The organism is Cryobacterium sp. HLT2-28, from assembly GCF_004402495.1.
GTDB lineage: Bacteria > Actinomycetota > Actinomycetes > Actinomycetales > Microbacteriaceae > Cryobacterium > Cryobacterium mannosilyticum.
Genome location: NZ_SOFH01000022.1, coordinates 102,876 through 126,049, shown reverse-complemented (window position 1 = coordinate 126,049; position 23,174 = coordinate 102,876). Strand labels below are relative to the sequence as shown.

The 23,174-nt window shown below is 70.4% G+C and carries 19 protein-coding genes and 1 riboswitch; of the genes, 11 read left to right on the top strand and 8 right to left on the bottom strand.

Annotated features, from left to right (window positions below; all coding sequences use genetic code 11):
• Positions 1-3: 3 nt before the first annotated feature.
• Positions 4-93, top strand: a riboswitch (ZMP/ZTP riboswitch).
• A gap of 42 nt (positions 94-135) precedes the next feature.
• The 3 genes from glyA (at position 136) to E3O48_RS11335 (ending at position 3,425) form a co-directional block, all read left to right on the top strand.
• Positions 136-1,434: a serine hydroxymethyltransferase gene (gene glyA / locus E3O48_RS11345; RefSeq protein WP_134538909.1), complete on the top strand. Its 1,299-nt coding sequence runs from the start codon at positions 136-138 to the stop codon at positions 1,432-1,434.
• Positions 1,435-1,605: 171 nt separating this feature from the next.
• The gene (locus tag E3O48_RS11340) at positions 1,606-2,490 is read left to right on the top strand and encodes a bifunctional methylenetetrahydrofolate dehydrogenase/methenyltetrahydrofolate cyclohydrolase (RefSeq protein WP_134506746.1); all 885 of its coding nucleotides are present in this window, start codon (positions 1,606-1,608) and stop codon (positions 2,488-2,490) included.
• A 56-nt stretch (positions 2,491-2,546) separates the two neighbouring features.
• Positions 2,547-3,425 carry a nitrilase-related carbon-nitrogen hydrolase gene (locus tag E3O48_RS11335; RefSeq protein ID WP_241982505.1) on the top strand — a complete coding sequence of 293 codons (879 nt, stop codon included), beginning with the start codon at positions 2,547-2,549 and terminating at the stop codon, positions 3,423-3,425.
• Between the two features lie 60 nt (positions 3,426-3,485).
• Here the strand turns inward: E3O48_RS11335 and E3O48_RS11330 are convergent, their stop codons facing one another.
• Complete coding sequence (locus E3O48_RS11330; protein WP_134538907.1) at positions 3,486-5,018, bottom strand: PucR family transcriptional regulator; 1,533 nt, start codon at positions 5,016-5,018, stop codon at positions 3,486-3,488.
• 169 nt (positions 5,019-5,187) lie between these two features.
• Between E3O48_RS11330 and E3O48_RS11325 the strand changes: the two genes are divergently transcribed.
• Together E3O48_RS11325 and E3O48_RS11320 are read left to right on the top strand one after the other, a co-directional pair.
• Positions 5,188-6,690, top strand: coding sequence for an APC family permease (locus E3O48_RS11325; RefSeq protein WP_134538905.1), 1,503 nt, complete (start codon positions 5,188-5,190; stop codon positions 6,688-6,690).
• The gene (locus E3O48_RS11320; protein WP_134538903.1) at positions 6,687-8,384 is read left to right on the top strand and encodes an NAD(P)/FAD-dependent oxidoreductase; all 1,698 of its coding nucleotides are present in this window, start codon (positions 6,687-6,689) and stop codon (positions 8,382-8,384) included. The genes E3O48_RS11325 and E3O48_RS11320 overlap by 4 nt, the downstream gene beginning before the upstream one ends.
• Before the next feature lie 92 nt (positions 8,385-8,476).
• Here the strand turns inward: E3O48_RS11320 and E3O48_RS11315 are convergent, their stop codons facing one another.
• Positions 8,477-9,025 carry a gamma carbonic anhydrase family protein gene (locus E3O48_RS11315; protein WP_134538901.1) on the bottom strand — a complete coding sequence of 183 codons (549 nt, stop codon included), beginning with the start codon at positions 9,023-9,025 and terminating at the stop codon, positions 8,477-8,479.
• A 241-nt stretch (positions 9,026-9,266) separates the two neighbouring features.
• Here E3O48_RS11315 and E3O48_RS11310 point away from each other — a divergent pair, with 241 nt between their 5' ends.
• Complete coding sequence (locus E3O48_RS11310) at positions 9,267-9,743, top strand: YbaK/EbsC family protein (protein WP_134506756.1); 477 nt, start codon at positions 9,267-9,269, stop codon at positions 9,741-9,743.
• A 225-nt stretch (positions 9,744-9,968) separates the two neighbouring features.
• Here the strand turns inward: E3O48_RS11310 and galK are convergent, their stop codons facing one another.
• Entirely contained in the window at positions 9,969-11,132 is a 1,164-nt protein-coding gene (galK, locus tag E3O48_RS11305; RefSeq protein ID WP_134538900.1) for a galactokinase, read from the bottom strand.
• The gene (gene galT, locus E3O48_RS11300; RefSeq protein WP_194088067.1) at positions 11,129-12,412 is read right to left on the bottom strand and encodes a galactose-1-phosphate uridylyltransferase; all 1,284 of its coding nucleotides are present in this window, start codon (positions 12,410-12,412) and stop codon (positions 11,129-11,131) included. The genes galK and galT overlap by 4 nt, the downstream gene beginning before the upstream one ends.
• Positions 12,413-12,497: 85 nt before the next feature.
• Here galT and E3O48_RS11295 point away from each other — a divergent pair, with 85 nt between their 5' ends.
• Positions 12,498-13,358 carry a DeoR/GlpR family DNA-binding transcription regulator gene (locus E3O48_RS11295; RefSeq protein WP_134538898.1) on the top strand — a complete coding sequence of 287 codons (861 nt, stop codon included), beginning with the start codon at positions 12,498-12,500 and terminating at the stop codon, positions 13,356-13,358.
• Between the two features lie 4 nt (positions 13,359-13,362).
• Positions 13,363-14,361 carry an aldose 1-epimerase family protein gene (locus E3O48_RS11290; RefSeq protein ID WP_134538896.1) on the top strand — a complete coding sequence of 333 codons (999 nt, stop codon included), beginning with the start codon at positions 13,363-13,365 and terminating at the stop codon, positions 14,359-14,361.
• A gap of 42 nt (positions 14,362-14,403) precedes the next feature.
• On the opposite strand, the gene E3O48_RS11285 is transcribed toward E3O48_RS11290, so the two are convergent.
• The 3 genes from E3O48_RS11285 to E3O48_RS11275 all read right to left on the bottom strand — a co-directional run bounded on the left by E3O48_RS11285 (position 14,404) and on the right by E3O48_RS11275 (position 17,762).
• Positions 14,404-15,903 carry an APC family permease gene (locus E3O48_RS11285; protein ID WP_134538894.1) on the bottom strand — a complete coding sequence of 500 codons (1,500 nt, stop codon included), beginning with the start codon at positions 15,901-15,903 and terminating at the stop codon, positions 14,404-14,406.
• A gap of 179 nt (positions 15,904-16,082) precedes the next feature.
• Positions 16,083-17,051: a helix-turn-helix domain-containing protein gene (locus tag E3O48_RS11280; protein WP_134538944.1), complete on the bottom strand. Its 969-nt coding sequence runs from the start codon at positions 17,049-17,051 to the stop codon at positions 16,083-16,085.
• A 114-nt stretch (positions 17,052-17,165) separates the two neighbouring features.
• Positions 17,166-17,762, bottom strand: a complete 597-nt coding sequence (locus tag E3O48_RS11275; RefSeq protein ID WP_134506768.1) for a TetR/AcrR family transcriptional regulator — start codon at positions 17,760-17,762, stop codon at positions 17,166-17,168.
• A 152-nt stretch (positions 17,763-17,914) separates the two neighbouring features.
• Here E3O48_RS11275 and E3O48_RS11270 point away from each other — a divergent pair, with 152 nt between their 5' ends.
• The 3 genes from E3O48_RS11270 (at position 17,915) to E3O48_RS11260 (ending at position 22,638) form a co-directional block, all read left to right on the top strand.
• On the top strand, positions 17,915-19,858 hold the full coding sequence (locus E3O48_RS11270; RefSeq protein ID WP_134538942.1) for a primary-amine oxidase: 1,944 nt from the start codon (positions 17,915-17,917) through the stop codon (positions 19,856-19,858).
• 145 nt (positions 19,859-20,003) lie between these two features.
• Positions 20,004-21,293, top strand: coding sequence for a DUF445 domain-containing protein (locus tag E3O48_RS11265; RefSeq protein WP_134538892.1), 1,290 nt, complete (start codon positions 20,004-20,006; stop codon positions 21,291-21,293).
• A gap of 115 nt (positions 21,294-21,408) precedes the next feature.
• Positions 21,409-22,638, top strand: coding sequence for a GAF domain-containing protein (locus tag E3O48_RS11260; RefSeq protein WP_134538890.1), 1,230 nt, complete (start codon positions 21,409-21,411; stop codon positions 22,636-22,638).
• 39 nt (positions 22,639-22,677) lie between these two features.
• Here the strand turns inward: E3O48_RS11260 and E3O48_RS11255 are convergent, their stop codons facing one another.
• The gene (locus tag E3O48_RS11255; RefSeq protein ID WP_166788684.1) at positions 22,678-23,130 is read right to left on the bottom strand and encodes a hypothetical protein; all 453 of its coding nucleotides are present in this window, start codon (positions 23,128-23,130) and stop codon (positions 22,678-22,680) included.
• Positions 23,131-23,174: the final 44 nt, after the last annotated feature.

Here is a 23,174-nt window from a genome sequence, read left to right as displayed (position 1 = left end):
GATCGAGCCTGTCGCAACTGGCGTAGCACGAAAGATGGGTCACCATCGGGGAGCGACTGACACGGTTAGTGGCCGCACGCCTGGGCCACGACGATTAATCATCACGTCGTTAACCAATTCGTCTAAGGAGACCCCGTGTCCGATCCCGTGCCATCCACCGTTCTGAACTCCACGTTCAACGAGCCCCTCGAGGTCGTCGATCCCGAGATCGCCGCCGTGCTCGAGCAGGAGCTCGGCCGCCAGCGCGACTACCTCGAGATGATCGCCAGCGAGAACTTCGTGCCCCGCGCCATCCTGCAGTCGCAGGGTTCCGTGCTCACCAACAAGTACGCCGAGGGCTACCCGGGCCGCCGCTACTACGGCGGCTGCGAGTACGTCGACGTGGCCGAGCAGCTCGCGATCGACCGCGCGAAGGCCCTCTTCGGCGCCGAATACGCGAACGTGCAGCCGCACTCCGGCGCCACCGCGAACGCCGCCGTGCTGGCCGCCATCGCCACGCCCGGCGACACCATCCTGGGCCTCGAGCTCGCCCACGGCGGCCACCTCACCCACGGCATGAAGCTCAACTTCTCCGGCAAGCTCTACAACCCGGTCGCCTACGGCGTCGACCCGGAGACCTTCCGCGTCGACATGGACGTGGTGCGCGACAAGGCCCTCGAGCACAAGCCGAAGGTCATCATCGCCGGCTGGTCGGCCTACCCGCGCCACCTCGACTTCGCGGCCTTCCGCCAGATCGCCGACGAGGTCGGCGCCCTGCTCTGGGTCGACATGGCCCACTTCGCCGGCCTCGTCGCCGCCGGCCTGCACCCCTCGCCCGTGCCCTACGCGGATGTCGTCTCCAGCACCGTGCACAAGACGCTCGCCGGACCGCGTTCCGGTTTCATCCTCTCCCGCGACATGACCCTGGCGAAGAAGCTGAACTCCAACGTCTTCCCGGGCCAGCAGGGCGGCCCGCTGATGCACGTGATCGCCGCGAAGGCCACCGCGTTCAAGCTGGCGGGCGAACCCGAGTTCAGGGAGCGCCAGGAGCGCACCCTCCGCGGCGCCAGCATCCTCGCCGCCCGGCTCACCGCCGACGACTCGAAGGCCGGCGGAGTCGACGTGCTCACCGGGGGCACCGACGTGCACCTTGTGCTCGCGGACCTCCGCAACTCGCCGATCGACGGCCAGCAGGCGGAGAACGCGCTGCACGACGTCGGCATCACGGTCAACCGCAACTCAGTCCCGTTCGACCCGCGCCCGCCGATGGTCACCAGCGGCCTGCGGATCGGCACACCCGCCCTCGCGACCCGAGGCTTCGACGACGCCGAGTTCACCGTCGTCGCCGACGTGATCGCCGAGGCGCTCAAGCCGGACGCCGACATCCAGGGTCTCCGGGCCCGGGTCAAGGTGCTCACCGAGGCCTTCCCGCTGTACCCGGGCCTGCAGCAGTAGCCCCTGTCTGGTCAAATTCGACGGAGATTTTGGGAAAATCGTGGGTTTGAAGCCCGTATCAAGGGTTTTCAGCCAGAATCTCCGTCGAATTCGACCGGGCGGAACGGCCGAATTGGTTTGGCGAGTGCGGAGTTCTGCCGCGGTCGCGAGTTCTGAAGGATTGGATCACCCATGAGCGCAATCACCCTCGACGGCGTCGCGACCGCGACGACGATCAAGAACGAACTGATCGACCGCATCACCGACCTGCGGGCGCACGGGGTCGTGCCCGGGCTCGGCACCCTGCTCGTCGGCGACGACCCGGGCTCCCGCTCGTACGTCGCGGGCAAGCACCGCGACTGCGCCGAAGTCGGCATCGAGTCGATCCGGATCGACCTGCCGGGGTCGGCGACGAGCGCGGATGTCCGCGCCGCCATCAAGGACCTCAACGCCAGCCGCGAGGTGACCGGCTACATCATCCAGCTGCCGCTCCCCGTCGGCCACAACGACAACGCCATGCTCGAACTCATCGACCCGTCCAAGGACGCCGACGGCCTGCACCCGACCAACCTCGGCCGGCTGGTGCTCGGCATCGAGGGCGAACTGCGCTCCCCCCTGCCGTGCACCCCGGCGGGCATCGTCGAACTGCTGCGCCGCTACGAGGTGCCGATCGTCGGCCGCAAGGTCGTCGTCGTCGGCCGCGGCCTCACCGTCGGCCGACCGCTCGGCCTGCTCTTCACCCGCAAGGGCCTGGACGCCACGGTCACCCTCACCCACTCGCGCACCGTCGACCTGGCCGGCGAGGTGCGTCGCGCCGACATCGTCGTCGCGGCGGTCGGGGTGCCGCACCTGATCCAGGCCGACTGGGTCAAGCCGGGCGCCGCCGTGCTCGATGTGGGCATCACCCGGGTGACCGACCCGGAGACCGGCAAGGGCCGGCTGACCGGGGACGTGCATCCGGATGTAGCCGAGGTCGCCGGCCACCTCTCGCCCAACCCGCGCGGCGTCGGGCCGATGACCCGTGCCATGCTGCTGAGCAACGTCGTCAAGGCCGCCGAGCAGGCCCTGCGCCCCTGACGGGCCGCCCTGAACTACGCTCGGGAGAACGAGCGTGAAACCGGAGGTCGCCAGCCATGTCAGAGCCGACAGCGATGAGCGGTGCGATGCCCGCGCCTGCGCCCGCGCCGGGGACCGGACCGAGCGTGCGACTGGCCCTGTTCCAGGGCCGGGCCGAACCGCTGGACCTCCCGGCGAACCTCGCCATGCTCGATCAGGCGGCCGGGGAGGCCAGGGCGGCCGGCGCCGACCTGCTGCTCACCCCCGAGCTCTTCGCCACCGGGTACGCCCCCGAGCTGATCCGCGACTCGGTCACGGCCGCTGCGGCCGCCGACCTCGACCGGGACCTGGCCGGCATCGCGGCCCGGCACGACATCGCCCTCGTCTTCAGCGCGCCCGGCCAGGGACCGGCTGAGGCGCGCGGGATCACGTCCGCCCTCGTCGACCGCACCGGCCGGGTGCTGGCGCGATACGTGAAGTCGCACCTGTTCGGGCCCGAGGAACGGGCGAGCTTCCGGCCCGGCACCGCACCGCCTCCGGTGGTCGACTTCCTCGGCCTGAAGATCGCCCTGCTGATCTGCTATGACGTGGAGTTCCCCGAGGTCGTGCGTGACGCCGCCCTGCACGGCGCGACCCTCGTGCTCGTGCCGACGGCGCTGACCCGCGGGTATGAGAACGTCGCCCGGGTGCTCGTGCCGGCCCGGGCCCTCGAGAACGCCGTCACGGTCGCCTACGCCAACCACGTCGGGGTCGAGGCCGGGCTCGACCTGGCCGGGGCCAGCGTGATCGTCGGACCCGACGGCAACATCGTCGCGGACGCCGGCCGGGCCACGGGCCTCAGCTACGCGACCGTCACGGCCGCCGGACCCGACGTGGACTATCTCGCCGACCGCCGGCCCGAGCTGTACCGGTCCTGGACCGACGCGGAGCACGACCGCGGCGGCAACTCCGCCTGAGCCCCGGCCCCGCCTGAGCCCCGGCCCCCGGGTCTGCCCCGGTCAGCCCCGGTGCCCCGGTCAGCCCAGGTAGCGCAGCGCGATCACCAGCTCGGCGCGCACCTCGGCGTCATCGAGGTCGCGGTCGAGCACCGCGCCGGCCTGCAGCACGTGCCGGCGCACGCTGTTGCGGTGCAGGCCGAGGAGACGACCGGATGCGTCCCAGTTGCCGTTCTGGGACAACCAGGCCCGCAGCACACCGAGCAGCAGCTCCGCCCGGGCAGGGGGCAGGCTCGTGACCGGTTCGAGCAGGGCGCGCGCGAAGACCTGCCCGGCCTCGCGGCCGATGAAGGCGTGCACGTCCCGGTGGCCGTCCTCGACCAGCACGGACCTCGCATCCGAGACCGCCCGGTGGCGCAGGGCGGCGGCCTCATCGTGGGACCCCGGCAGGTCGCGGGCGGCGACGGCCCGGCCGACCACGAACACCCAGCCGAGCTCCTCGAGCGGGGCCAGGTCGGCGCGGGTCACGGCCAGCGCCGTGATCGCCACCACGCCCTCGCCGGTGAGGGCCGCGAGCCGGGTCGCGAACAGTCCGCGCCAGGCGAGCAGGCGTGCGAGGGCGTCCGGTGCGGCCAGGGGCGCCTCGCCGGCCGGGGCCACGCCGACGACGACCCGGAGCGGCGCCGCCTGCTCCAGTCCCACCGCGTGCGCGACCAGGTCGGCTAGGGCGGCGGGCTCGGGGGCGGAGTCCAGCAGCAGGGTGACCGCGAGCTGCGCCGGGGCGATGTCGCCGGCCGCGCGCTGGCGGGCCAGCAGTTCCACCAGGCCCACCGTCGAACCCAGCACGCTCTGCTCGGCGGCGCCCCACTCCGGCCGGTGCCCCACGACCAGCGCGCCCAGGTTCGTGCCGTCGACGCTTCTCACCGGATGCGCCACCGCCGCGAGCCCGGTCTCGTCGGCGAGGTCGACCGCCACCCGGGGTCCGGATCCGGTCAGGAGTCGGTCGAGCACCGGGGCGAGCCGGTGCGCGTCGGGCGCGCCGGGCGACTGCGCCCTGACCTGCCGGTTGACTCCCAACAGCACAGCCCAGGTGGCCAGGCGTTCGGCTGCCACCATCAGGAGCTCGTGCTCCGGCCGGGGCTGCATCGTGGCCCGCATCAGGCGCTTGTTCGTGTCGGCGAGCGATTTGAGGGTCTCGATGCGTTTGAGCTCGAGGATTTCGGCGAAGGTGCGGGTGACCATGACGAACGGTGTGCCCTGGGCCACCACGAGCAGGGGCAGGGCCGCATCGGCGCAGGCGTCGACCAGTTCGGGCGGCACCTCGGAATGCACCGGGCTGAGGCCGAGGCCGAGCGCGCCGACCCGGGCCGCCACGAGGCGGGCGACGTAGTCACGGATGCCCGCCGCGTCGCCCGGTGTGATCGGGGTGCCCGCGGTGAGGAGCAGCTCGCCGCCGAGCAGGAACGGGGCAGGGTCGGCCAGCTCGCTGCAGGCAACCCACCGCAGTAGGGTGGGAGGGGCCGTCGCAGGTACGGCCCTGACCCGCCCGGCCAGCCGCGAGAGCAGCTGGACAAGGGTTATCGTCGGCAGCCCGTCGGTTGAGGCTGGCAGCATCGTCCCATCATGCCTGCAGCATTGGAGCCCGTCAATTTGATCCCCGCGCAGCCCGCTGGTGCGAATGGCCACCGAACCGGGCAGCGCCGGGCACTCCGCCCGCCGGGCCGGGCAATCCCGCAACCTACGCTGACGACACCACCATCTTCAACGTCGGAACGGACTGTCAATGACGACCACTAGCCTGCCCCGAACCGAGGCGAAAACCTCCCTGCGCGCCCAGCTGGGCCGGCGCAAACCGATCGACCTGCTTCCGCACCCCGACGAGTCGCCCCTGCCGCATGGGGACCTCAAGCGCAGCCTCGGCCTCTGGCAGCTCACCATGATCAGCGTCGGCGCCACTCTGGGCACCGGCATCTTCGTGATCCTCGGTGCGTCGATCCCGCTCGCCGGGCCGGCGATCTGGATCGCCTTCCTGGTCGCCGGGGTCGCGGCCCTGCTCTCCGCCCTGTCCTACGCCGAGATGGCCAGCTGCGTGCCGGCATCCGGTTCGAGCTATTCCTACGTCTACGCGACCATGGGCGAGGGCATCGCCTGGGTCTGCGGGTGGTGCCTGGTGCTCGAGTACGCCGTGTCGATCGCTGCCGTCGCCGTCGGCGCGGGCCAGTACATCAACGAGAGCCTCGCGACGTTCGGCCTGCACCTGCCGGACGCGATCGCCCAGCCGCCCGGCTTCGGCGGAGTGGTGAACCTGCCCGCCGCCGGTCTCGTGATCCTGTCGATGCTGCTGCTCATCCGTGGCGCGAAGGAAAGCGCCTGGGTGAACACGGTGATGGTCGGCGTTAAGATCGTCATCCTGCTCATCTTCGTCGCGATCGCGTTCACTGCCTTCTCCGCCCGGAACTTCGAACCGCTCGCCCCGATGGGAGTCGCCGGGATCTCCGCGGCCGCATCCCGGCTGTTCTTCTCCTACATCGGCTTCGACGCCGCCTCCACCGCGGGGGAGGAGGCCCGGAACCCCCAGCGCGATCTGCCGAAGGCCATCATCCTGTCGATGCTGATCATCACCGGCATCTACATCCTGGTCGCGGTCGCCGCGATCGGGGCCCGGCCGTGGACCTGGTTCCACAGCGGCGAGGCGTCCCTCGTCGTCATCCTGCAGCAGCTCACCGGGCAGCCGTGGGTCGCCCTGCTGTTCTCCGTCGGGGCCGTGATCGCCATCGCCAGCATCGTGCTGACCGTGCTCTACGGCCAGACCCGGATCCTGATGACCATGTCCCGGGACGGCATGGTGCCCAGGGTGTTCGGCCGCATCTCCCCGCGCACCAACACCCCCGTCGCCGGCACCCTCATCGTCGGGATCGTTGTCGCGGTCGCCGCCGCCCTGATCCCTCTCGGCGAGCTCGCCGATGCGACCAGCATCGGCACGCTCTGCGCCTTCGCGCTGGTCAACCTTTCCGTGATCTACCTCCGCCGGGCACGGCCCGAACTCCGGCGCTCCTACCAGGTCCCGTTCTACCCGTTGGTCCCGATCGCGGGTTTCGCCATGTGCGTCCTGCTCATGATCACCCTGGGCGGCACCACCTGGCTGGTCTTCGGAATCTGGATGCTCATTGGCACCGGCTTGTATTTCCTCTACGGTCGGAAGCACTCCGTCGTCGGTGCCCTGAGCGCCGAGGATTACGCGGAAGCATCCGACTTCTCCCTGTCGACCGTGAAGGCATCACAATGACAATGGCATCCGAACTCCCTCACCCGCCGGTGCCCGGCGAGGCCGCGCGCCCGCCGATCACCATGCTTAACCCGGACTTCCCGTTCAGCTACGACCGCTACCTGGCGCACCCGGCCGGGCTCGGCCGGGTGCCCGACCTCAAGCTGGGCACCGAGGTGGCCGTCGTCGGCGCCGGGCTGTCCGGCGTGATCGCCGCCTACGAGCTGCTCCGGCTGGGCCTGAAGCCGATCGTCTACGAGGCCGCCCGGATCGGCGGCCGGCTGAAGACGGCCGAGTTCTCTGCGGCGCCCGGCGTGGTCGCCGACCTCGGCGGCATGCGCTTCCCCGAGTCGGGAAAGGCGTTCTACCACTACGTCGACACGGTCGGCCTGGAGACCCGGGAGTTCCCGAATCCGCTGTCCGCCGTGACGCCGAGCACTCTGATCGAGCTGGAGGGCAAGGCCCACTATGCGGAGACGGCCGACGACCTGCCGCCGTTCTTCACCGAGGTTGCCGAGGCCTGGCGGCGGGCCCTGCGCGAGGAGGTCGACTTCGATGCCATGCAGGACGCTCTCCGCACCCGTGACGTCGCCACGATCAAGCGGATCTGGAACCGGATCGTCGCCGAACTCGACGAGCAGACCTTCTACGGTTTCATTGCCGGCAGCGCCGCGTTCAGGGAGAAGTCCTTCGCCCACCGGGAGGCCTTCGGGCAGGTCGGCTTCGGCACCGGCGGCTGGGATACCGACTTCTCCAACTCGATCCTCGAGATCCTGCGGGTGGTCTTCACCGACGCGGACGACAAGCACCGGCGCATCCTCGGCGGGGCGCAGAGGCTGCCCGACGGCCTCTGGTCGCACGCCCCCGACGACCTGGTGCATTGGCCGAAGGGCACCTCGGTCGCGAGCCTGAACGGCGGGGTGCCGCGCGGCGCCGTCGCCTCGATCAAGCGGGGCGAGGACGGCGGCATCCGGATCACCGAGAAGTGGGGGGCGACTCGCGAATTCGAGGCGGCCATCGTCACCTGCCAGTCCTGGCTGCTCTCCGCCCGGATCGACACGGAGGAGACCCTCTTCGCGCCGGAGATGTGGACGGCGATCGAGCGCAGCCACTACATGCAGTCGTCCAAGACCTTCGTCATGGTGGACCGCCCGTTCTGGAACGACATCGACCCGGAGACCGGCCGGCACGTGCTGAGCATGACGCTGACCGACCGGCTGCCGCGGGCGACCTACCTGCTCGACGACGGCCCGGACAAGCCCGCGGTCATCCTGCTCTCCTACACCTGGAACGACGACGCGCTGAAGTTCCTCTCGCTCAGCGCGGACGAGCGCACCGACCTCATGCTGCACTCGCTGAAGAAAATCTACCCCACCGTGGACATCGCCTCCCACATCGTGGGTGAGCCGATCACGGTGTCGTGGGAGGCGGACCCCAACTTCATGGGCGCGTTCAAGAACAACCTGCCCGGTCATTACCGCTACCAGGAACGGCTCTTCGGGCACTTCGTGCAGGACGGATTGCCGGAGGCGCAGCGCGGCGTCTTCCTCGCCGGCGACGACATCTCCTTCACCGCGGGCTGGGCCGAGGGCGCGGTGACCACGGCCCTCAACGCGGTCTGGGGCACCGTGCGGCACCTCGGCGGGCAATCGGCGGCCGAGAACCCGGGACCCGGCAACGTCTGGGACGAACTGGCGCCGGTCGTCCTGGACTGACCGGCTGGGGGTGCCGGCTGAGGGTGCCGGCTCGCCGTTCGAGTCGGCCCCTGCGGGCTCAGGCCTGGGTGCGGCTCAGGCCTGGGTGCGGCTCAGTCCTGCGTGGCGGCGAGGGAGCCGGAGTGCAGGGCCGAGTGCTCCAGATAGGCCTCGGCGTTGTGACGGATGCCGGCCACCTCGTCATCCGTCAGCGCCCGGCGCACCTTCGCCGGCACGCCGGCGACCAGCGAATGCGGCGGCACGACGCTGCCCTCGAGCACGACGGCCCCCGCGGCGATGAGGGAGCCCGCGCCGATGACGGCGCCGTTGAGGATGGTCGCCGACATGCCCACGAGCACGTCGTCCTCGATCGTGCAGCCGTGCAGCACGGCGCCGTGGCCGACGGAGACGCCCTGGCCGACGATCAGCGGGAAGCCGTGATCGACGTGGCAGGAGACGTTGTCCTGCAGGTTCGAGCCGGCCCCGATCCGGATCGGCTCGGCCTCGGCGCGGAGCACCGCGTTGTACCAGATGCTGGCGTGCTCGGCCAGGATGACGTGGCCGACGAGCACGGCGCCGGGGGCGACGAACGCGGTGGCGGCCACGCTCGGTCCGGGGCGGTCGGAGAGGGTGATGATGCGGGCGGCGTTGTCGGCAGTCATATGCGCCAGCCTAGTGCGCGGCCTCCCCGCGCGGCCGAACTCGCGTCCGGCGTCGCCCGCGCATCTGCCCCTCCTCTGCCCCGTATCCGCCCCGCCGAACTGTGAGAAATGCGCCCTTTCTTGCCGGCAAAGTCGGCTCTACTCACAGTTCGGCGAAGGTTCAGCGGCGCTGGGGTCGGGTGGGGCGGGCGAGGAACGGCGGATGCCGGCAGAGGCCGGGTGGGACGTCTAGTCTGGCTGCATGGTCAACACCGCTCATCCTGCCGTCGACCGGGTGCGTGCGGCACTTCGCGGCCACGGCCTCGATCCCGAGATCCGCTGGTTCGACGACGCGGCCACGACCGCGCCGGCCGCCGCGGCCGCGCTGGGCATCGAGGTCGGCGCGATCGCGAACTCGCTCGTCTTCCTGCTCGACGACGAGCCGCTGCTGGTCCTGACCTCCGGCGCCCACCGGGTCGACGCGCAGTGGCTGGGGGAGCGCCTCGGCGGCACCATCGGTCGCGCGTCGAAGGACATGGTCAAGGCTGCCACCGGTCAGGTGATCGGCGGGGTCGCCCCGGTGGGGCATCCGTCGCCGCTTCGGACACTGGTGGATGTCGCGCTCGCCGAGTTCCCGGTGGTCTGGGCCGCCGCGGGCCATGCCCACACCGTCTTCCCGACCACCTTCGACGAGCTGGTGCGGATCACCGCCGGCGAACCGACCGTCGTGGCGCCCTGAACGTCCCGCACCCCTGAACGTCCCGCACCCCTGAACGTCCTGCTCCTCCAAGCGTCCCGAGCACCGCCGAGCTGTGAGAAAGTCCACCCTTTGCCGGGGGCTTGGGCGGTCTTTCTCACAGTTCGGCGAGGGAGGTATGGGAGGTGTGGGAGGTGTGGGAGGCGAGGGAGGTGTGGGAGGTGAGGGTGAGGGAGGTATGGAGGGGAGGGGAGGGGAGGGGAGGCGTCAGTCCTGTTCGCGGGCGGCACCGTCGGCGGCACGCACGACGAACAGGTCGGGCGTGCCGAAGCCGCGGGCGGCGAAGGCGGCCGTGACGGCGGCCGTGACGGCCGGGATCAGGGCGTGCGGGGTGAGGGCGATCGCGGCCCCGCCGAACCCGCCGCCGGTCATCCGTGCGCCGATCGCTCCGGTGGCCCGGGCGGTCTCGACCGCGAGGTCGAGCTCGGGCACCGAGATCTCGAAGTCGTCGCGCATGGACACGTGCGAGGCGTCCAGGAGGGCGCCGATCGCGGTCGGGCCCTGCTCTCGGAGGGTGCGAACGGTGTCGAGCACGCGCTGGTTCTCGGTGACCACGTGCCGTACCCGGCGGAAGGTCTCGTCGTCGAGCAGGTCGCGGGCCCGGGCGAGGTCGTCCACGTCGAGGTCCCGCAGTGACAACACTCCCATCAGCTGGGCGCCCTTCTCGCAGGAGGCCCGGCGGGAGGCGTAGCCGCCGGTGGAGTGGGCGTGGCTCACCCGGGTGTCGATGATGAGCAGTTCGAGCCCGGCCGCGTCGAAACCGAGCGGGATGACCTCGGCGGCGAGACTCCGGCAGTCGAGGAACACGGCCGCGTCGGCCCGGCCGAGCAGGGAGGCGGATTGGTCCATGATGCCGGTCGGCGCCCCGACGGCGCGGTTCTCCGCCAGCTGCCCGACCCTGGCCAGCACGCGCCGGTCCAGTCCGAGTTGCCAGACGTCGTTGAGGGCGACCGCGACCGCGCTTTCGATTGCGGCCGAGGAGGACAGCCCGGCGCCGATCGGCACGTCCGAGTCGATGAACACCTCGAAGCCGGCCACGGCGGCCAGGTCGGCGCCGAACTGGCCGAGCGCCCAGGCGACACCGAGCGGGTAGGCCGACCAGCCCTCGAGGTTCTCGGGGGTGAGGTCGTCCAGTGACAGCTCGACGGTCTCCTCGGCGAAGGAGCTGGCCACGCGGACCAGCCGGTCGGCGCGCACCCCCAGCGCCACGACCGTGCGGCGGTCGATTGCGAACGGGAAGACGAAGCCGTCGTTGTAGTCGGTGTGCTCGCCGATCAGGTTGACCCGGCCGGGGGCCGACCAGAGGCCGGTCGGCTCCGTGTCGAACCGGGTCTGGAAGCCGGTGGTCACCGTCTGGTGGAGGTCGCTCATGACTGGGCCTTTCCGGGGAGGTTGGCGGCCGGTGCGGCCGGGCCGGCGGGATCCGGGCCGGCGGCATCCGGGCCGGCGGCATTCGTGCCGGCGGCATTCGGGCCGGCGGCGTCCGCGCCGGTGAGGGCGGCGTCCGCCGCGGCATCCGCCGCATCGGATCGTTCCAGGGCCGCGCGAATCGTCGCAGCAGCCTGCTCGGGGGTGACATCGCCGATCCAGGCGCCCATGGCGGCCTCCGAACCGGCCAGGAACTTCAGCTTGTCCTCGGCCCGGCGCGGGCTCGTCACCTGCAGCATCAGCCGAATCTCGTCGCGCCGGGTGTTCACCGGGGCCTGGTGCCAGGCGGCGATGTACGGCGTCGGCGTGGCGTAGATGGCGTCGATCCCGCGCAGCAGACGTCGGTAGAGCACCGCCAGCTCGTCGCGTTCGGCGAGCGTGGTTCCGGCGAAGTCGGGCACGTGGCGGTGCGGGAGCATGTGCACCTCGATCGGCCAGCGGGCGGCGAACGGCACGAACGCGGTCCAGTGCTCGCCGGTCAGGATGACCCGGTCCCCGGCCTGCTCGCTGGCCAGGATGTCGGCGAACAGGGTCGGCCCGTAGGAGTCGAGGGAGGCGATCACGCGCTGGCTGCGCGGTGTGACGTAGGGGTAGGAGTAGATCTGGCCGTGCGGGTGGTGCAGGGTGACGCCGATCGCCTCGCCGCGGTTCTCGAACGGGAACACCTGCTCGATCCCGGGCAGTTGCGAGAGCGCGTGGGTGCGCTCCGCCCAGGCTTCGATCACGGTGCGGGCACGGGTGACCGAGAGGCTGCCGAACGAGCCCTCGGTGGCCGGGCTGAAACAGACGACCTCGCAGCGGCCGACCGAGGTGCGGATGCGGCCCAGGCCGATCGCGGCCAGGTCGTCGAGACCGGCGGGGGCGTCGGCATCGCTCAGCAGCGGTCCGAACGAGGGCGACTTGTTCTCGAACACGGCCACGTCGTAGTTGCTCGGCACCTCCGACGGGTTCTCCGGCGTCGAGGGGGCCAGCGGGTCGAGGTGCGCTGGAGGCAGGAAGACCCGGTTCTGGCGGGCCGCGGCGATCGACACCCATTCCCCGCTCAGCGGGTCCTGGCGCATCCGGGCCGTCGCGGGGCGCGGATCGAGCTCGCGCAGGTCGGCGGCCCGCTCCGGGGGAAGCGTGGTGCCCGGGTCATCGAAGTAGATGAGGTCGCGGCCGTCCGCGAGAGTGTGGCGGTGACGGATGATGCCGGTGTCGGCGACGAAGTCTTCTGTATTCATGGCACTGACCACGATAACAAATTTGCGTATCAGAAACCAGAGGTTTCGGATTGAAAACCAAAGCAAACTAAGTGAAGATGGCTCTATGCCCGAATCAGAATCGTCGAAGGACCAGCACCCGGAACTGCAAGCCGATCGGGGTGCCCTGCCGCCGCACCAGCGGCGGGAGCGCATCAGGATGCTCGTCGACGAGCGGGGGTTCGTGCGGGTCAGCGAGCTCCGTGAGGCATTCGGGGTGTCCGGAGTGACAGCCCGGAGCGACCTCGACGCCCTCGAGGCGGCCGGGTCCCTCCAGCGCGTGCACGGCGGGGCGGTGCCGGCGCCGACGACGGGAGCCGGCATCAGACCAGACCGGGAGGCCTCCTTTGAAGAGGCGCTGGCGGCATCCGTGCTGCCCAAGCAGCAGATCGGCGTTCTGGCCGCCTCGCTCGTTTCCAGCGGCCAGAGCGTGATCCTCGACGTGGGAACGACCACGCTCGCGGTGGCGCGGGCGCTGCTGGCCCGAACCGAACTGACCGATGTCGTGATCATCACGAACGGGCTCAGCATCGCGCTCGAGCTCGAACCGGCCATTCCCCGGTTCACCGTCATCGTCACCGGCGGGTCTTTGCGCCCCCTGCAGCATTCCCTGGTTGAGCCGATGGCCCAGACCGTGCTCGGCCAGGTGCACGCGGACCTGGCCTTCATCGGCTGCAACGGGGTGGACGCGGAGCGCGGGGTGACCAATATCAACCTTCCGGAGGCCGGCATCAAGACGCTCATGCTCGCCGCCGCGACCCGGGCCATCGTCGTGGCCGACGGTTCGAAGCTCGGCCAGGTACACCTCGGCCGGATCGGGGCGCTGACCTCATTCGACACCCTGGTGACGGATGCCGACGCCCCGTTCGATCGGCTGACGCCCCTCCGCGACGCCGGTCTGACCGTTCTCCAGCCGGGCATAGTCTGAAGTCATGCGAGCAGCGACAGGAACACAGTACGAGTTGCGGGCGGCCTCTCCGAGCGGGCCGGCCAGGGCGATCATCACCGAGGTCGCGGCCGGACTCCGGGCATATTCCGTGGACGGCATAGACCTGGTCGAGTCATTCCCGGCCGAGGTCATCCCGCCCAAGTCGGCGGGCATCGTGCTCGTACCGTGGCCGAACCGCATCCGCGACGGCGTCTGGCTCCATCGCGGTGTTGAGCGGCGGCTTCCGCTGAACGAACCGATCGAACAGAACGCGATCCATGGGCTGCTCTACGCCTCGCCCTATCGGCTGCTCGACCGTAGCCCGGATGCCGTCACCCTGGCCGCAACGGTGTTCCCCCGACTCGGCTACCCGTTCCAGCTCGACACCACGGTCACCTACGCCCTCACCGACGACGGGCTGGACGTCACCCACACGGTGCGCAACGTCGGCACGGATGCCGCTCCGGTGGCCATCGGAGCACATCCGTACCTCAAGATCGGCGGGGTGCCCACCGACGACCTGACCCTGACGGTGGCGGCCGGCACCCGCATCCTGGTGGACGAGCGGCTGAATCCGGTCGGCGAGACGGCCGTGGACGGCACCGGTTACGACCTGCGTGCTGGCCGCCTCGTGCGTGAGCTTGACCTTGACGACGGCTTCACCGCCACGATGCGGGAGACCACCGCGATCGGTCACGGCGACGAGCTTGACGACGACTCGCGTGACGAGGTCAAGGGTGCGGTGGAGCACTCGCTGACCGCGCCCGACGGCCGCAGCGTCATCCTCTGGGGCGACGAGAATATGCGCTACGTGCAGGTCTTCACCCCACGGGCCTTTCCGGTTGACACCCCCGACGGGCCGACCCCGGGACGTGCGGTCGCGGTGGAGCCGATGACGGCGCCGGCGAACGCCTTCAACACGGGGGCCGGCCTGCGCTGGCTGGAACCCGGCGAGACCTGGACGGTGCGCTGGGGCATCCGCCACACCGGCCTGGCCGGCTGAACCTGCGGCTGAACGCCCGACCGGTGACCCGATCGACCACTGTCAGGACAGCACGTCCATGACCAGTTCCTCGTTCTCGCTGTGGGTGACGAGAGACAGCACGTAGCCGGCGGCGAGCAGCGCGAACGGCAGCGCCACCAGGACCCAGCCGATCGGGCTCAGGCCCCACGAGGTCGTCGTGGGGTCGACGCCCTCGGCCACCGTGCCGGCGAGGAGCCCGAACCGGCTCATCAGGAGGTATTCGCCGAGAACCAGGCCGATCGCGGCGAGGACCGGCGCGATGACCGTCTGGAACGGGTTCTCGCTGCCGTTGTTCCGGTGGAAGTAGACGATGATGGCGATGCAGACGAGGACCTCGATCAGCACGATCGAGACGACGGCGAGACCGCTGAACCAGTAGAACATGTTCAGCACCGGGTCGAGCTGGAAGACCGCGAAGGCCGCGATGACGAGCCCGGTGACGACCGACGTGACCAGGGACGCCGTGCTCGGGGCGCCGCGCGGGTTCACGTGGCTGAGCGGCGCGGGCAGGGCCCCGCCGCGACCGAGCGCGAACAGGTAACGGCCTGACGCGTTCTGGAAGGCGAGCAACCCGGCGAACAGGCTGGACAGCACGAGGATCCCCATCAGGGTCGCCATCCACGGGCCGACGTACTGCGTGGCGAGGGCGAAGAGCACGGCGGCGGGGTCGGCCAGCGGCACGCCGTCGAGGGTCGAGAGCTCCACGGTCTTCTCGACGACGGCGGAGGCGCCCATCCCGGTCACCATGGCGAAGGCCGTGAGCGCGAAGAGCACCGTGATGACACCGACGGCCAGGTAGGTCGCCCGCGGCACGACCTTCTTGGGGTCCTTGGACTCCTCCCCGTAGATGGCCGTGGCCTCGAAGCCGATGAAGGAGGCGAACGCGAACGCGAAGGCGATCCCGGCCGAACCGGTGAGCCCGCCGGCGAGGATCGCGGTCGGGTTGAACGAGGCCCAGACGTTGATGCCTTCCGGCCCGCCGTCGGCGAGGATCGCGACCGACGTGACGATGAGGGCGGTGAGCTCGAGCAGCATGAGCACGCCGAGGACCTTGGCGCCCACGTCGACGCTGAGCAGGGAGAGCAGGGTGACCAGGACCCAGGCGAGGAGCGTCCAGGCCCACCAGGGGAGCAGTCCGACCTGGGCGGCCAGGAGCCCGCCGAAGAAACCGTAGATCGCGAGCTGGATGGCCAGGTAGGCGAGGATCGACACGAACGCCGAGGCGGTGCCCAGGTGTTTGCCGAGGCCGCGGCCGACGTAGGCGAAGAAGGCGCCGGCGTTGGTCACCCGCTGGCTCATCGCCGCGTAGCCGACGCTGAAGAGGAGCAGGGTGATTCCGACGATGAGGTAGGCCCCCGGGGCGGCCGCCCCGTTGCCGAGCACGATCGCCACGGGAACCGCGCCGGTCATCCCGACGAGCGGGGCCGCGGCGGCGACCACGAAGAAGACGATGCCGATCACGCCGAGCCTGCCCTTGTGCAGGGTGGTCTCCGGTTCGGCCTCGGTGCGGGTGGTCGTCATGGGGTACTCCTCATCGAGTTGACAACGAAAATTCAGGGGGTGAGGGCGCCGGCCGGCGGGTGCAGCCGGTGTCGCCGGCGGTGCCGGTGTGACGACTCTGCCCGAAGGCCCGGTCGCGGAGTTGCCATTCCGGGTAGGGCAGTTGACGACCAGTGATGAAACGGATGCCGGGTTCCCGGTCAGCCGCGGCGGTAGCTGCTGGGCGGTTCGCCGAACGCGGTGCGGAAGATCCGGCTGAAATGCGCGGCGTCGATGAACCCCCAGCGCGCGGCGATCACGCCGACCGAGCGGGGCGACAGGATCGGGTCCCGGAGATCCCGGCGGCAGTGCTCCAGCCGCCGGGACCTGATCCAGCCGGACACGGTGGTGTCGGCCGCATGGAACACGTTGTGCAGCTGGCGCAGCGAGATGAAGTGGGCCGCGGCGATCCCCGCCGGTGACAGCGCCGGGTCGCCGAGCTCGGCCTCGATGTAGCGGTGGATGCTCGTGAGCAGGTCGGCGCGGGCTCCGGGCGCCGGGTCGCGACGGATGCTCAGTTCGCTCTCGAACATCGTCGCGACCAGGTCCACGGCGTTGTAGGCGAGCCGGTGGCCGGTCGCCCCGGAGAGGGCGTCGAGGTTCTCGGCCAGCTGCACCATGAACGGGCTGATCATCCGGCCGAGGCCGGCGTCGCCGGCCATCCTCACCGCGGTGAGCTGCGCGATGGCATCCGCCGGCAGGTCGAGCGCATCGTGCGGGAACATCAGCACGAGGGTGCGGAAGTCCCGTTCGAACGCCAGGGTGTACGGCCGGTTCGTGTCGTAGACCGCGAGGTCGCCCGGGCGGAGGGTGGCCTCGCGGTTGTCCTGGATCAGGATCCCGCTGCCGGAGAGCTGCAGGTTGAGTTTGAAGTACTGCCGGTCGGACCTGGCGATGAGCGACGGGGTGCGCAGGACCTGGTGCCCGTTGGCCGTGACCTCCACGATGGAGAGGTCGTCGAGCACCCGCGAGCGCAGTGTGCCGTGGAAGTCCCTGGCGTCGGTGCGCACCTCGAGCGGAACGAACGAATCCGAGACGAGGGTGCGCCACTCGCCGAACGAGTTCGCCTCCGCGCGGCGGACAGAGTCGGCGCTGCCGCCGACCGGGGTGGGTTGGGTGGCCATGGTCATCGTCACGGTGGGCTCCTTTGCCGTCGTGTACAGACTCGCTGTGGCAGTAACCTAGCCGGGTTCGCCGGCAAAGTCACTCTTTTTTCGACAGATGTTGAAAAACGAGGGTGCGGATCAGTCGCCCGTCGCCAGCAGCTGGAGGTAGCCGTCGAGCTGGGTGATCAGCTGGTTCGGCGAGTGGTCGGCGGGGGAGAGGGCCGCCGTGATCTGGGCGCCCAGCACCACCGTCATCAGGTGCCCGACGATGTCCGCGTCGCTGACCAGTGTGTGCACCTCGCCGCTCTCGCGGCACTCGGTGAGCAGTGCGCGCAGGGCCTGCCGCCACTGCAGCATGGAGGCGTCGTGCAGCGTCGCCTTCGCCGGGTCGCCGAGCGCCTTCTGCCAGAACGGGATGACGATCCGGGCCTCGCTGATCCGGATGTCGTCCAGGGGGAGGATCTCGTGGCAGTAGGCCCGCAGTGCGACGAGTCCGGTCTTCCCGGTCGTGGCGGCGCGCATCCGTTCGCTGGTCTGGCTGAACACGTGCCCGAACGCGAAGGTGAGCAGGTCGTCCTTGGTCGGGAAGTAAGGCTTCAGGGCGCCGTTCGCGAACCCGGCCTCAGCTGCGATTTCGCGCATCGTGGCACCCTCGATGCCGTGCCTGGCGATGATGCGCCAGGTCGCGTTGACCAGCTCGACCCGACGCTGGTCGTGGTCGACAACCTTTGGCATGCTTCCCCGTCTCCGACAGTCCTCGCAGGAATTGACCCTTGCCCCCGAGCATAGTGAGCCCTATTCTTCTACAACCATAGGAAATAAATGCAGTGACGCATTTGGATGCCCGCGCATCCACCTGCCCGGCCTACAACCTCGAAAGGGTTCCCATGACACTCGCCTCCGCTGACGCCACCACGGCGTTGCCACCGCTCGCCGGTGCGCACGCGCTGACCACCACCGCCGAACTCGAGTCGGTCAGGGCCATCCTGGGTGACGCCGGGCTGCTCGGGGAGAACGTGCGGTTCGCCTACCTGGGCCTGCTCGATCCGCCGCGGGGCGCGGAGTCCGGCGAGCCGAACCGGCGCTTCCGGGCCTTCCTGCACGACATCTCCGGTGCCGCTCCCCGGGACGTCACGGTCTCGGCCACCCGGCGGGCCGTCGAATCGGTCACCCTGCTCGACACCGCGGTCACCGGGGAGCTGCCCGTGCTCGAGGAGGAGTTCGGCGCGGTCGAGGAACTTCTCACCCACGACGCGCGCTGGCTGGCCGCGCTCGCCGCGCGCGGGCTGGATGTCGCCACCGTGCGGGTCGCCCCACTGTCGGCCGGCGTGTTCGAGTATCCGGAGGAGAAGGGCCGGCGCATCCTGCGCGGGCTCGCCTTCGTGCAGCAGTTCCCGGAGGACAGTCCGTGGGCCCACCCGATCGACGGGCTCGTCGCCTACGTCGACATTGTGAGCAAGACCGTCGACCAGGTCATCGACTACGGTGTGGTGCCGATCCCGGCCGAGCACGGCAACTACACCGACCCCGCGCTCACCGGTCCGCTGCGGGAGACGCTCAAGCCGATCGAGATCACCCAGCCGGAGGGCCCGAGCTTCACCGTCACCGGCGGGAACCACGTCGAGTGGGAGAAGTGGAGCCTCGATGTGGGCTTCGATGTGCGCGAGGGCGTCGTGCTGCACAACATCGGCTTCGACGATGCCGGGGTGCGCCGGTCGATCATCCGCCGGGCGTCGATCGCGGAGATGGTCGTGCCCTACGGCGATCCGTCGCCCGTGCGGTCCTGGCAGAACTACTTCGACACCGGTGAGTACCTGGTCGGCCAGTACGCCAATTCGCTCGAACTCGGCTGCGACTGCCTCGGTGAGATCACCTACCTCAGCCCCGTCATCACCGACGGCTTCGGCAACCCTCGGGAGATCCGCAACGGAATCTGCATGCACGAGGAGGACTGGAGCATCCTCTCCAAGCACAGCGACCTCTGGACCGGGATCGAGTACACCCGCCGCAACCGCCGCCTGGTGATCTCCTTCTTCACGACCATCGGCAACTACGACTACGGCTTCTACTGGTACCTCTACCTCGACGGCACCATCGAGTTCGAGGCGAAGGCCACCGGCATCGTCTTCACCAGCGCGTACCCGGGCAAGGGCTACCCGTATGCCTCGGAGCTGGCCCCGGGGCTCGGCGCCCCGTTCCACCAGCACCTGTTCAGCGCCCGGCTGGACATGGCCGTCGACGGGCTCACCAACCGGGTCGAGGAAGAAGAGGCGGTGCGGGTGCCGATGGGAGTCGGCAACGAACGCGGCAACGCCTTCACCCGCAAACGCACGGTGGTGGCCCGCGAGGCCGACGGGGTGCGCGAGGCGGACATGCGGCACGGCCGCACCTGGCTGGTCTCGAACCCGAACGTGCTCAACCGCCTCGGCGAGCCGGTCGGCTACAAGCTCTACCCGCAGGGCCAGCCGACCCTGCTCGCGGACGAGGAATCGTCGGTCGCGCGCCGGGCGGCATTCGCGACCAAGGACCTCTGGATCACCCGTTTCGCCGAGGAGGAGCGCTACCCCACCGGGGACTTCGTCAACCAGCACGCGGGTGGCGCCGGTCTTCCCGCCTACCTGGCGGCGGATCGTGACCTGGACGGGCAGGACATCGTGCTCTGGCACACCTTCGGCCTGACCCATTATCCGCGGATCGAGGACTGGCCGATCATGCCGGTCGACACCGCCGGGTTCAAGCTCAAGCCGGACGGTTTCTTCGACCGCAGCCCGGTCCTCGACGTGCCGGCCAGCACCCCGGCCGCAGCGGGCGAGGACCACTGCCACTGCTGACCTCCCCAGCGCCAGCCTCTCAACCGCTGAATTCGGAACGCGCTCGGGCTCGGCCGGGCCGGATGGCGCCGACCGCGGGTTTCGCTGGCGGGGCCTGATCGGGCAGGCTGGGGGGATGGCCAGACCGACGTCACCGCGAAACGACATGTCCGAACACGCACTGGCGCCGGCCCCGGCACGGCTGAGCCCGTCGGATGCCGCGCGCCTGAGCGCCCTCGTGCGGATGAAACGGCTCGCGGTGGGCCTGCTCCTCGTGATGGCCGTCGTTTTCGCCGTGTCCTTCGCGCTCCAGGACCGCTACCCGGCGCTGCAGTACGTGCGCGCGGCGGCCGAGGGCGGCATGGTCGGTGGGCTGGCGGACTGGTTCGCGGTGACCGCACTGTTCCGCTACCCGCTGGGCCTGCGCATCCCGCACACGAACATCATCGCCAGCCGCAAGGACGAGATCGGCGCGAGTCTGGGCGAGTTCGTCGAGGCGAACTTCCTCTCCGAGACCGTCGTGCGGGGCAAGCTCGACTCGATGGGGGTGTCCCGCCGGTTGGGCGCGTGGCTGTCGACGCCGGAGAACGCCGGCCGGCTGACCGACGAGGTCGCGGTGGCCGGCACCGGGCTGCTCGAACTGCTCAGTGACGACGCCATCAAGGACCTGATCGAGACCGTCGCCCGCGAGCACCTCGTGCAGGCCGACTGGGCGCCGCCGATCGGCCGGATCGGTGAACGGCTGGTGGAGTCGGGGCAACAGCACGCCGTCGTCGACCTGCTGCTCGAGCGTGCCCAGGGCTGGCTCCTCGCGCACCCCGAGGCATTCGGCCGGGCCGTGTCGCAGCGCCTGCCGAGCTGGCTGCCCGGTTTTGTCGACAAGCTCGTCGACGACAAGGCCCACCGGGAGGTGCTCGCCTTCCTCGACGCCGTTCGCACGGATGCCGCCCACCCGTTGCGGGCGGCGATCGATCGCTATCTGGTCGAACTCACGGGTGACCTGCAGCACGATCCCGCCATGATCAACCGGGTGGAAACGCTCAAGCTCGAGCTGCTCGACAGCGCCCGGCTGCGCGAATTCGCCGGGGAGACCTGGGAGGCGGTGAAGGCATCCCTGGTCGATTCCCTTGGCGACCCGGCGAGCGCGCTGCGCGCCGGCATCCGTTCGACCGTGATCGAGGTCGGCGCCCGCCTGCTCGGAGACGGCGCCCTCGGGGCGCGGATCGACCGGTGGCTGGCCGACTCGGCCAGCCACCTCGTGCGGAGCTACCGGCACGAGATCGCCGGCGTCATCACTGAGACCGTCGAGCGGTGGGACGCGGCCGAGACGTCGGAGAAGATCGAACTGCAGGTCGGCAAGGACCTGCAGTTCATCCGCATCAACGGCACCGTCGTCGGCGCCCTCGCCGGGGTGGCCATCTTTGCGGCCGCGCAAGCCGTCGTGTCACTGCTCTGAGCGGGGCCTGCGGCGGCGACACCCTTGCCCCGGATTGCATACAATTTCGGCGGATGCGGGATACTGGGCCAACCCGCGTGGACCGCCCTCGCGTGCGGAATCGCAAGAGGAACCGGTGCACGAACTCATTCGACGGTCGCTGGCGCCGACAATGCGCGCCTGGGCCGCGGCAGCCGAGAGGGAATCCACGGACATCCCGATGCCCACGGATGCCCCGCAGGCGCACGCCGCGGGCGTCGACTCCGACCGCATCCTCGTTTTCGGCTCCGGGCCGGCGGTCGGCCGCGGGGTGATGAGCCACGATCTCGCCCTGCCCGGGGCGCTGGCGCGCGCGGTGTCGGCGCGCACCGGGCGCGGCGTGGACGTCGACGTCCTCTCCCGGTCCCGGATGACGTCGGTCACCGCCCTCGCCGACCTCGGTGACCTGAGGCTGACCCGGTTCGACGCGATCGTCGTCACCCTGGGGGTGAACGAGTCGGTCACCCTGGCCTCCGAACGGGTCTGGCGGCTCGGGCTGGACAGGCTGCTGCGCCAGCTGGTCCGGAGCTCATCGGGCAGCACCCGGGTGTTCGCCGCCGGGGTCCAGCCCATCCGGTCGATCCCCGTCTTCGACAGCCCGCTCGGCGACCTGGCCGACGCTCACGCCCGCAGGCTGAACCGGGCCACGGCCGCGATCTGCGCCGACATCCCGCGTGCCGACTTCCTGCCCCTCAACGGGGCTCCGCCGCCCGCCTCCGGTCGGTATCGCTCGCCGGAGGTGTACTCGCACTGGGCGGGGCTGCTCGCGGCGTCGATGGTGCCCGCGCTGGAGACGGAGCGTTTCGCCTTCGCGAGGGAGGCCATCCCCGTCGCCCACACGGATGCCGCCACCCGCGAGGCGATGCGGCAGCATGCGGTCGACCGGCTCGGCATCCTGGACACGGCACCGGAGGAGCGGTACGACCGGATCGCCGACCTCGCCCGGATCATGTTCGGCACCCGGTCCGCCGCGGTGACCGTGATCGACCGTGACCGGCAGTGGCACAAGGCGCGGGTGTCCCTCGACCACGATGAGGTGCCGCGGAGCAGTTCCTTCTGCACGGTCACGATCCAGGGACCGGAGCCGATGGTGGTCGCGGACGCCCTGCTCGACGAGCGCTTCCGGGAGAGCCCGCTCGTGGTCGGCGAGCCGCACATCCGTTTCTACGCCGGGTTCCCGATCGAATCTCCCTCGGGGGAGCGGATCGGCGCGCTCTGCGTCTTCGACCCGGAGCCTCGCTCCGACGGGGAGGTGGACCTGGTCCTGTTGCGGGAGCTCGCGCTGATGGTCCAGCGCGAGCTGCGGCATCCGTCCCGCACCGACTGACCGGCCACCGAGTGACGCCGGCTCAGGCGGCCGACCGGGTCAGGCGGCCGACCGGAGCCCGGTCCCCGGCAGGTCGGCCCGACGGTGGGCGGCGTGGGCGGCGCGTGACGCGGTCGCGGCGGCCACCGCGTTGTCGGGCACCCGGAGGTCCCGGTCGAGGACGGCGCCGGCGGGAATGCGGGCGTTCCGGCCGATCCGGGAGTGGCTGCCCAGCCGGGCTCCGTTTCCCACCTGCGCGTCCGCGCCCACATGCACGTTCTGGCCGATGAAGACCTTCGACCCGATCACGGCCCCGTGGTCGATCCAGCTTCCAGGTCCGATCCACGACTCTGCGCTGACCTGCGCGCCGCTTTCCACATAGGCCGTGCTCGACACGAACGCGCTCGCGTGCACCCGGGCAGCGGGGGAGACCAGTCCGCGCCCATTCCCGTGGCGCCGGTACTTCTCGATCACTCCGGTGTTGACCTCTACCTCTTCATTCACTCTTTCCACGTGCGACCTCCTTGATTCGTCGCCGGGCCGTGCCCGTTCTGTTC

Bases quoted from the DNA above. Each gene is read 5' to 3' on its own strand.
- E3O48_RS11295 (WP_134538898.1), top strand. From the start codon at position 12,498: ATGCCCGAATCAGAATCGTCGAAGGACCAGCACCCGGAACTGCAAGCC.
- E3O48_RS11320 (WP_134538903.1), top strand. From the start codon at position 6,687: ATGACAATGGCATCCGAACTCCCTCACCCGCCGGTGCCCGGCGAGGCC.
- E3O48_RS11315 (WP_134538901.1), bottom strand. From the start codon at position 9,025: ATGACTGCCGACAACGCCGCCCGCATCATCACCCTCTCCGACCGCCCC.
- galK (WP_134538900.1), bottom strand. From the start codon at position 11,132: ATGAGCGACCTCCACCAGACGGTGACCACCGGCTTCCAGACCCGGTTC.
- E3O48_RS11335 (WP_241982505.1), top strand. From the start codon at position 2,547: ATGTCAGAGCCGACAGCGATGAGCGGTGCGATGCCCGCGCCTGCGCCC.
- E3O48_RS11330 (WP_134538907.1), bottom strand. From the start codon at position 5,018: ATGCTGCCAGCCTCAACCGACGGGCTGCCGACGATAACCCTTGTCCAG.
- E3O48_RS11285 (WP_134538894.1), bottom strand. From the start codon at position 15,903: ATGACGACCACCCGCACCGAGGCCGAACCGGAGACCACCCTGCACAAG.
- E3O48_RS11325 (WP_134538905.1), top strand. From the start codon at position 5,188: ATGACGACCACTAGCCTGCCCCGAACCGAGGCGAAAACCTCCCTGCGC.
- E3O48_RS11310 (WP_134506756.1), top strand. From the start codon at position 9,267: ATGGTCAACACCGCTCATCCTGCCGTCGACCGGGTGCGTGCGGCACTT.
- E3O48_RS11275 (WP_134506768.1), bottom strand. From the start codon at position 17,762: ATGCCAAAGGTTGTCGACCACGACCAGCGTCGGGTCGAGCTGGTCAAC.
- galT (WP_194088067.1), bottom strand. From the start codon at position 12,412: ATGAATACAGAAGACTTCGTCGCCGACACCGGCATCATCCGTCACCGC.
- E3O48_RS11290 (WP_134538896.1), top strand. From the start codon at position 13,363: ATGCGAGCAGCGACAGGAACACAGTACGAGTTGCGGGCGGCCTCTCCG.
- E3O48_RS11265 (WP_134538892.1), top strand. From the start codon at position 20,004: ATGTCCGAACACGCACTGGCGCCGGCCCCGGCACGGCTGAGCCCGTCG.
- E3O48_RS11340 (WP_134506746.1), top strand. From the start codon at position 1,606: ATGAGCGCAATCACCCTCGACGGCGTCGCGACCGCGACGACGATCAAG.
- E3O48_RS11270 (WP_134538942.1), top strand. From the start codon at position 17,915: ATGACACTCGCCTCCGCTGACGCCACCACGGCGTTGCCACCGCTCGCC.
- E3O48_RS11280 (WP_134538944.1), bottom strand. From the start codon at position 17,051: ATGACCATGGCCACCCAACCCACCCCGGTCGGCGGCAGCGCCGACTCT.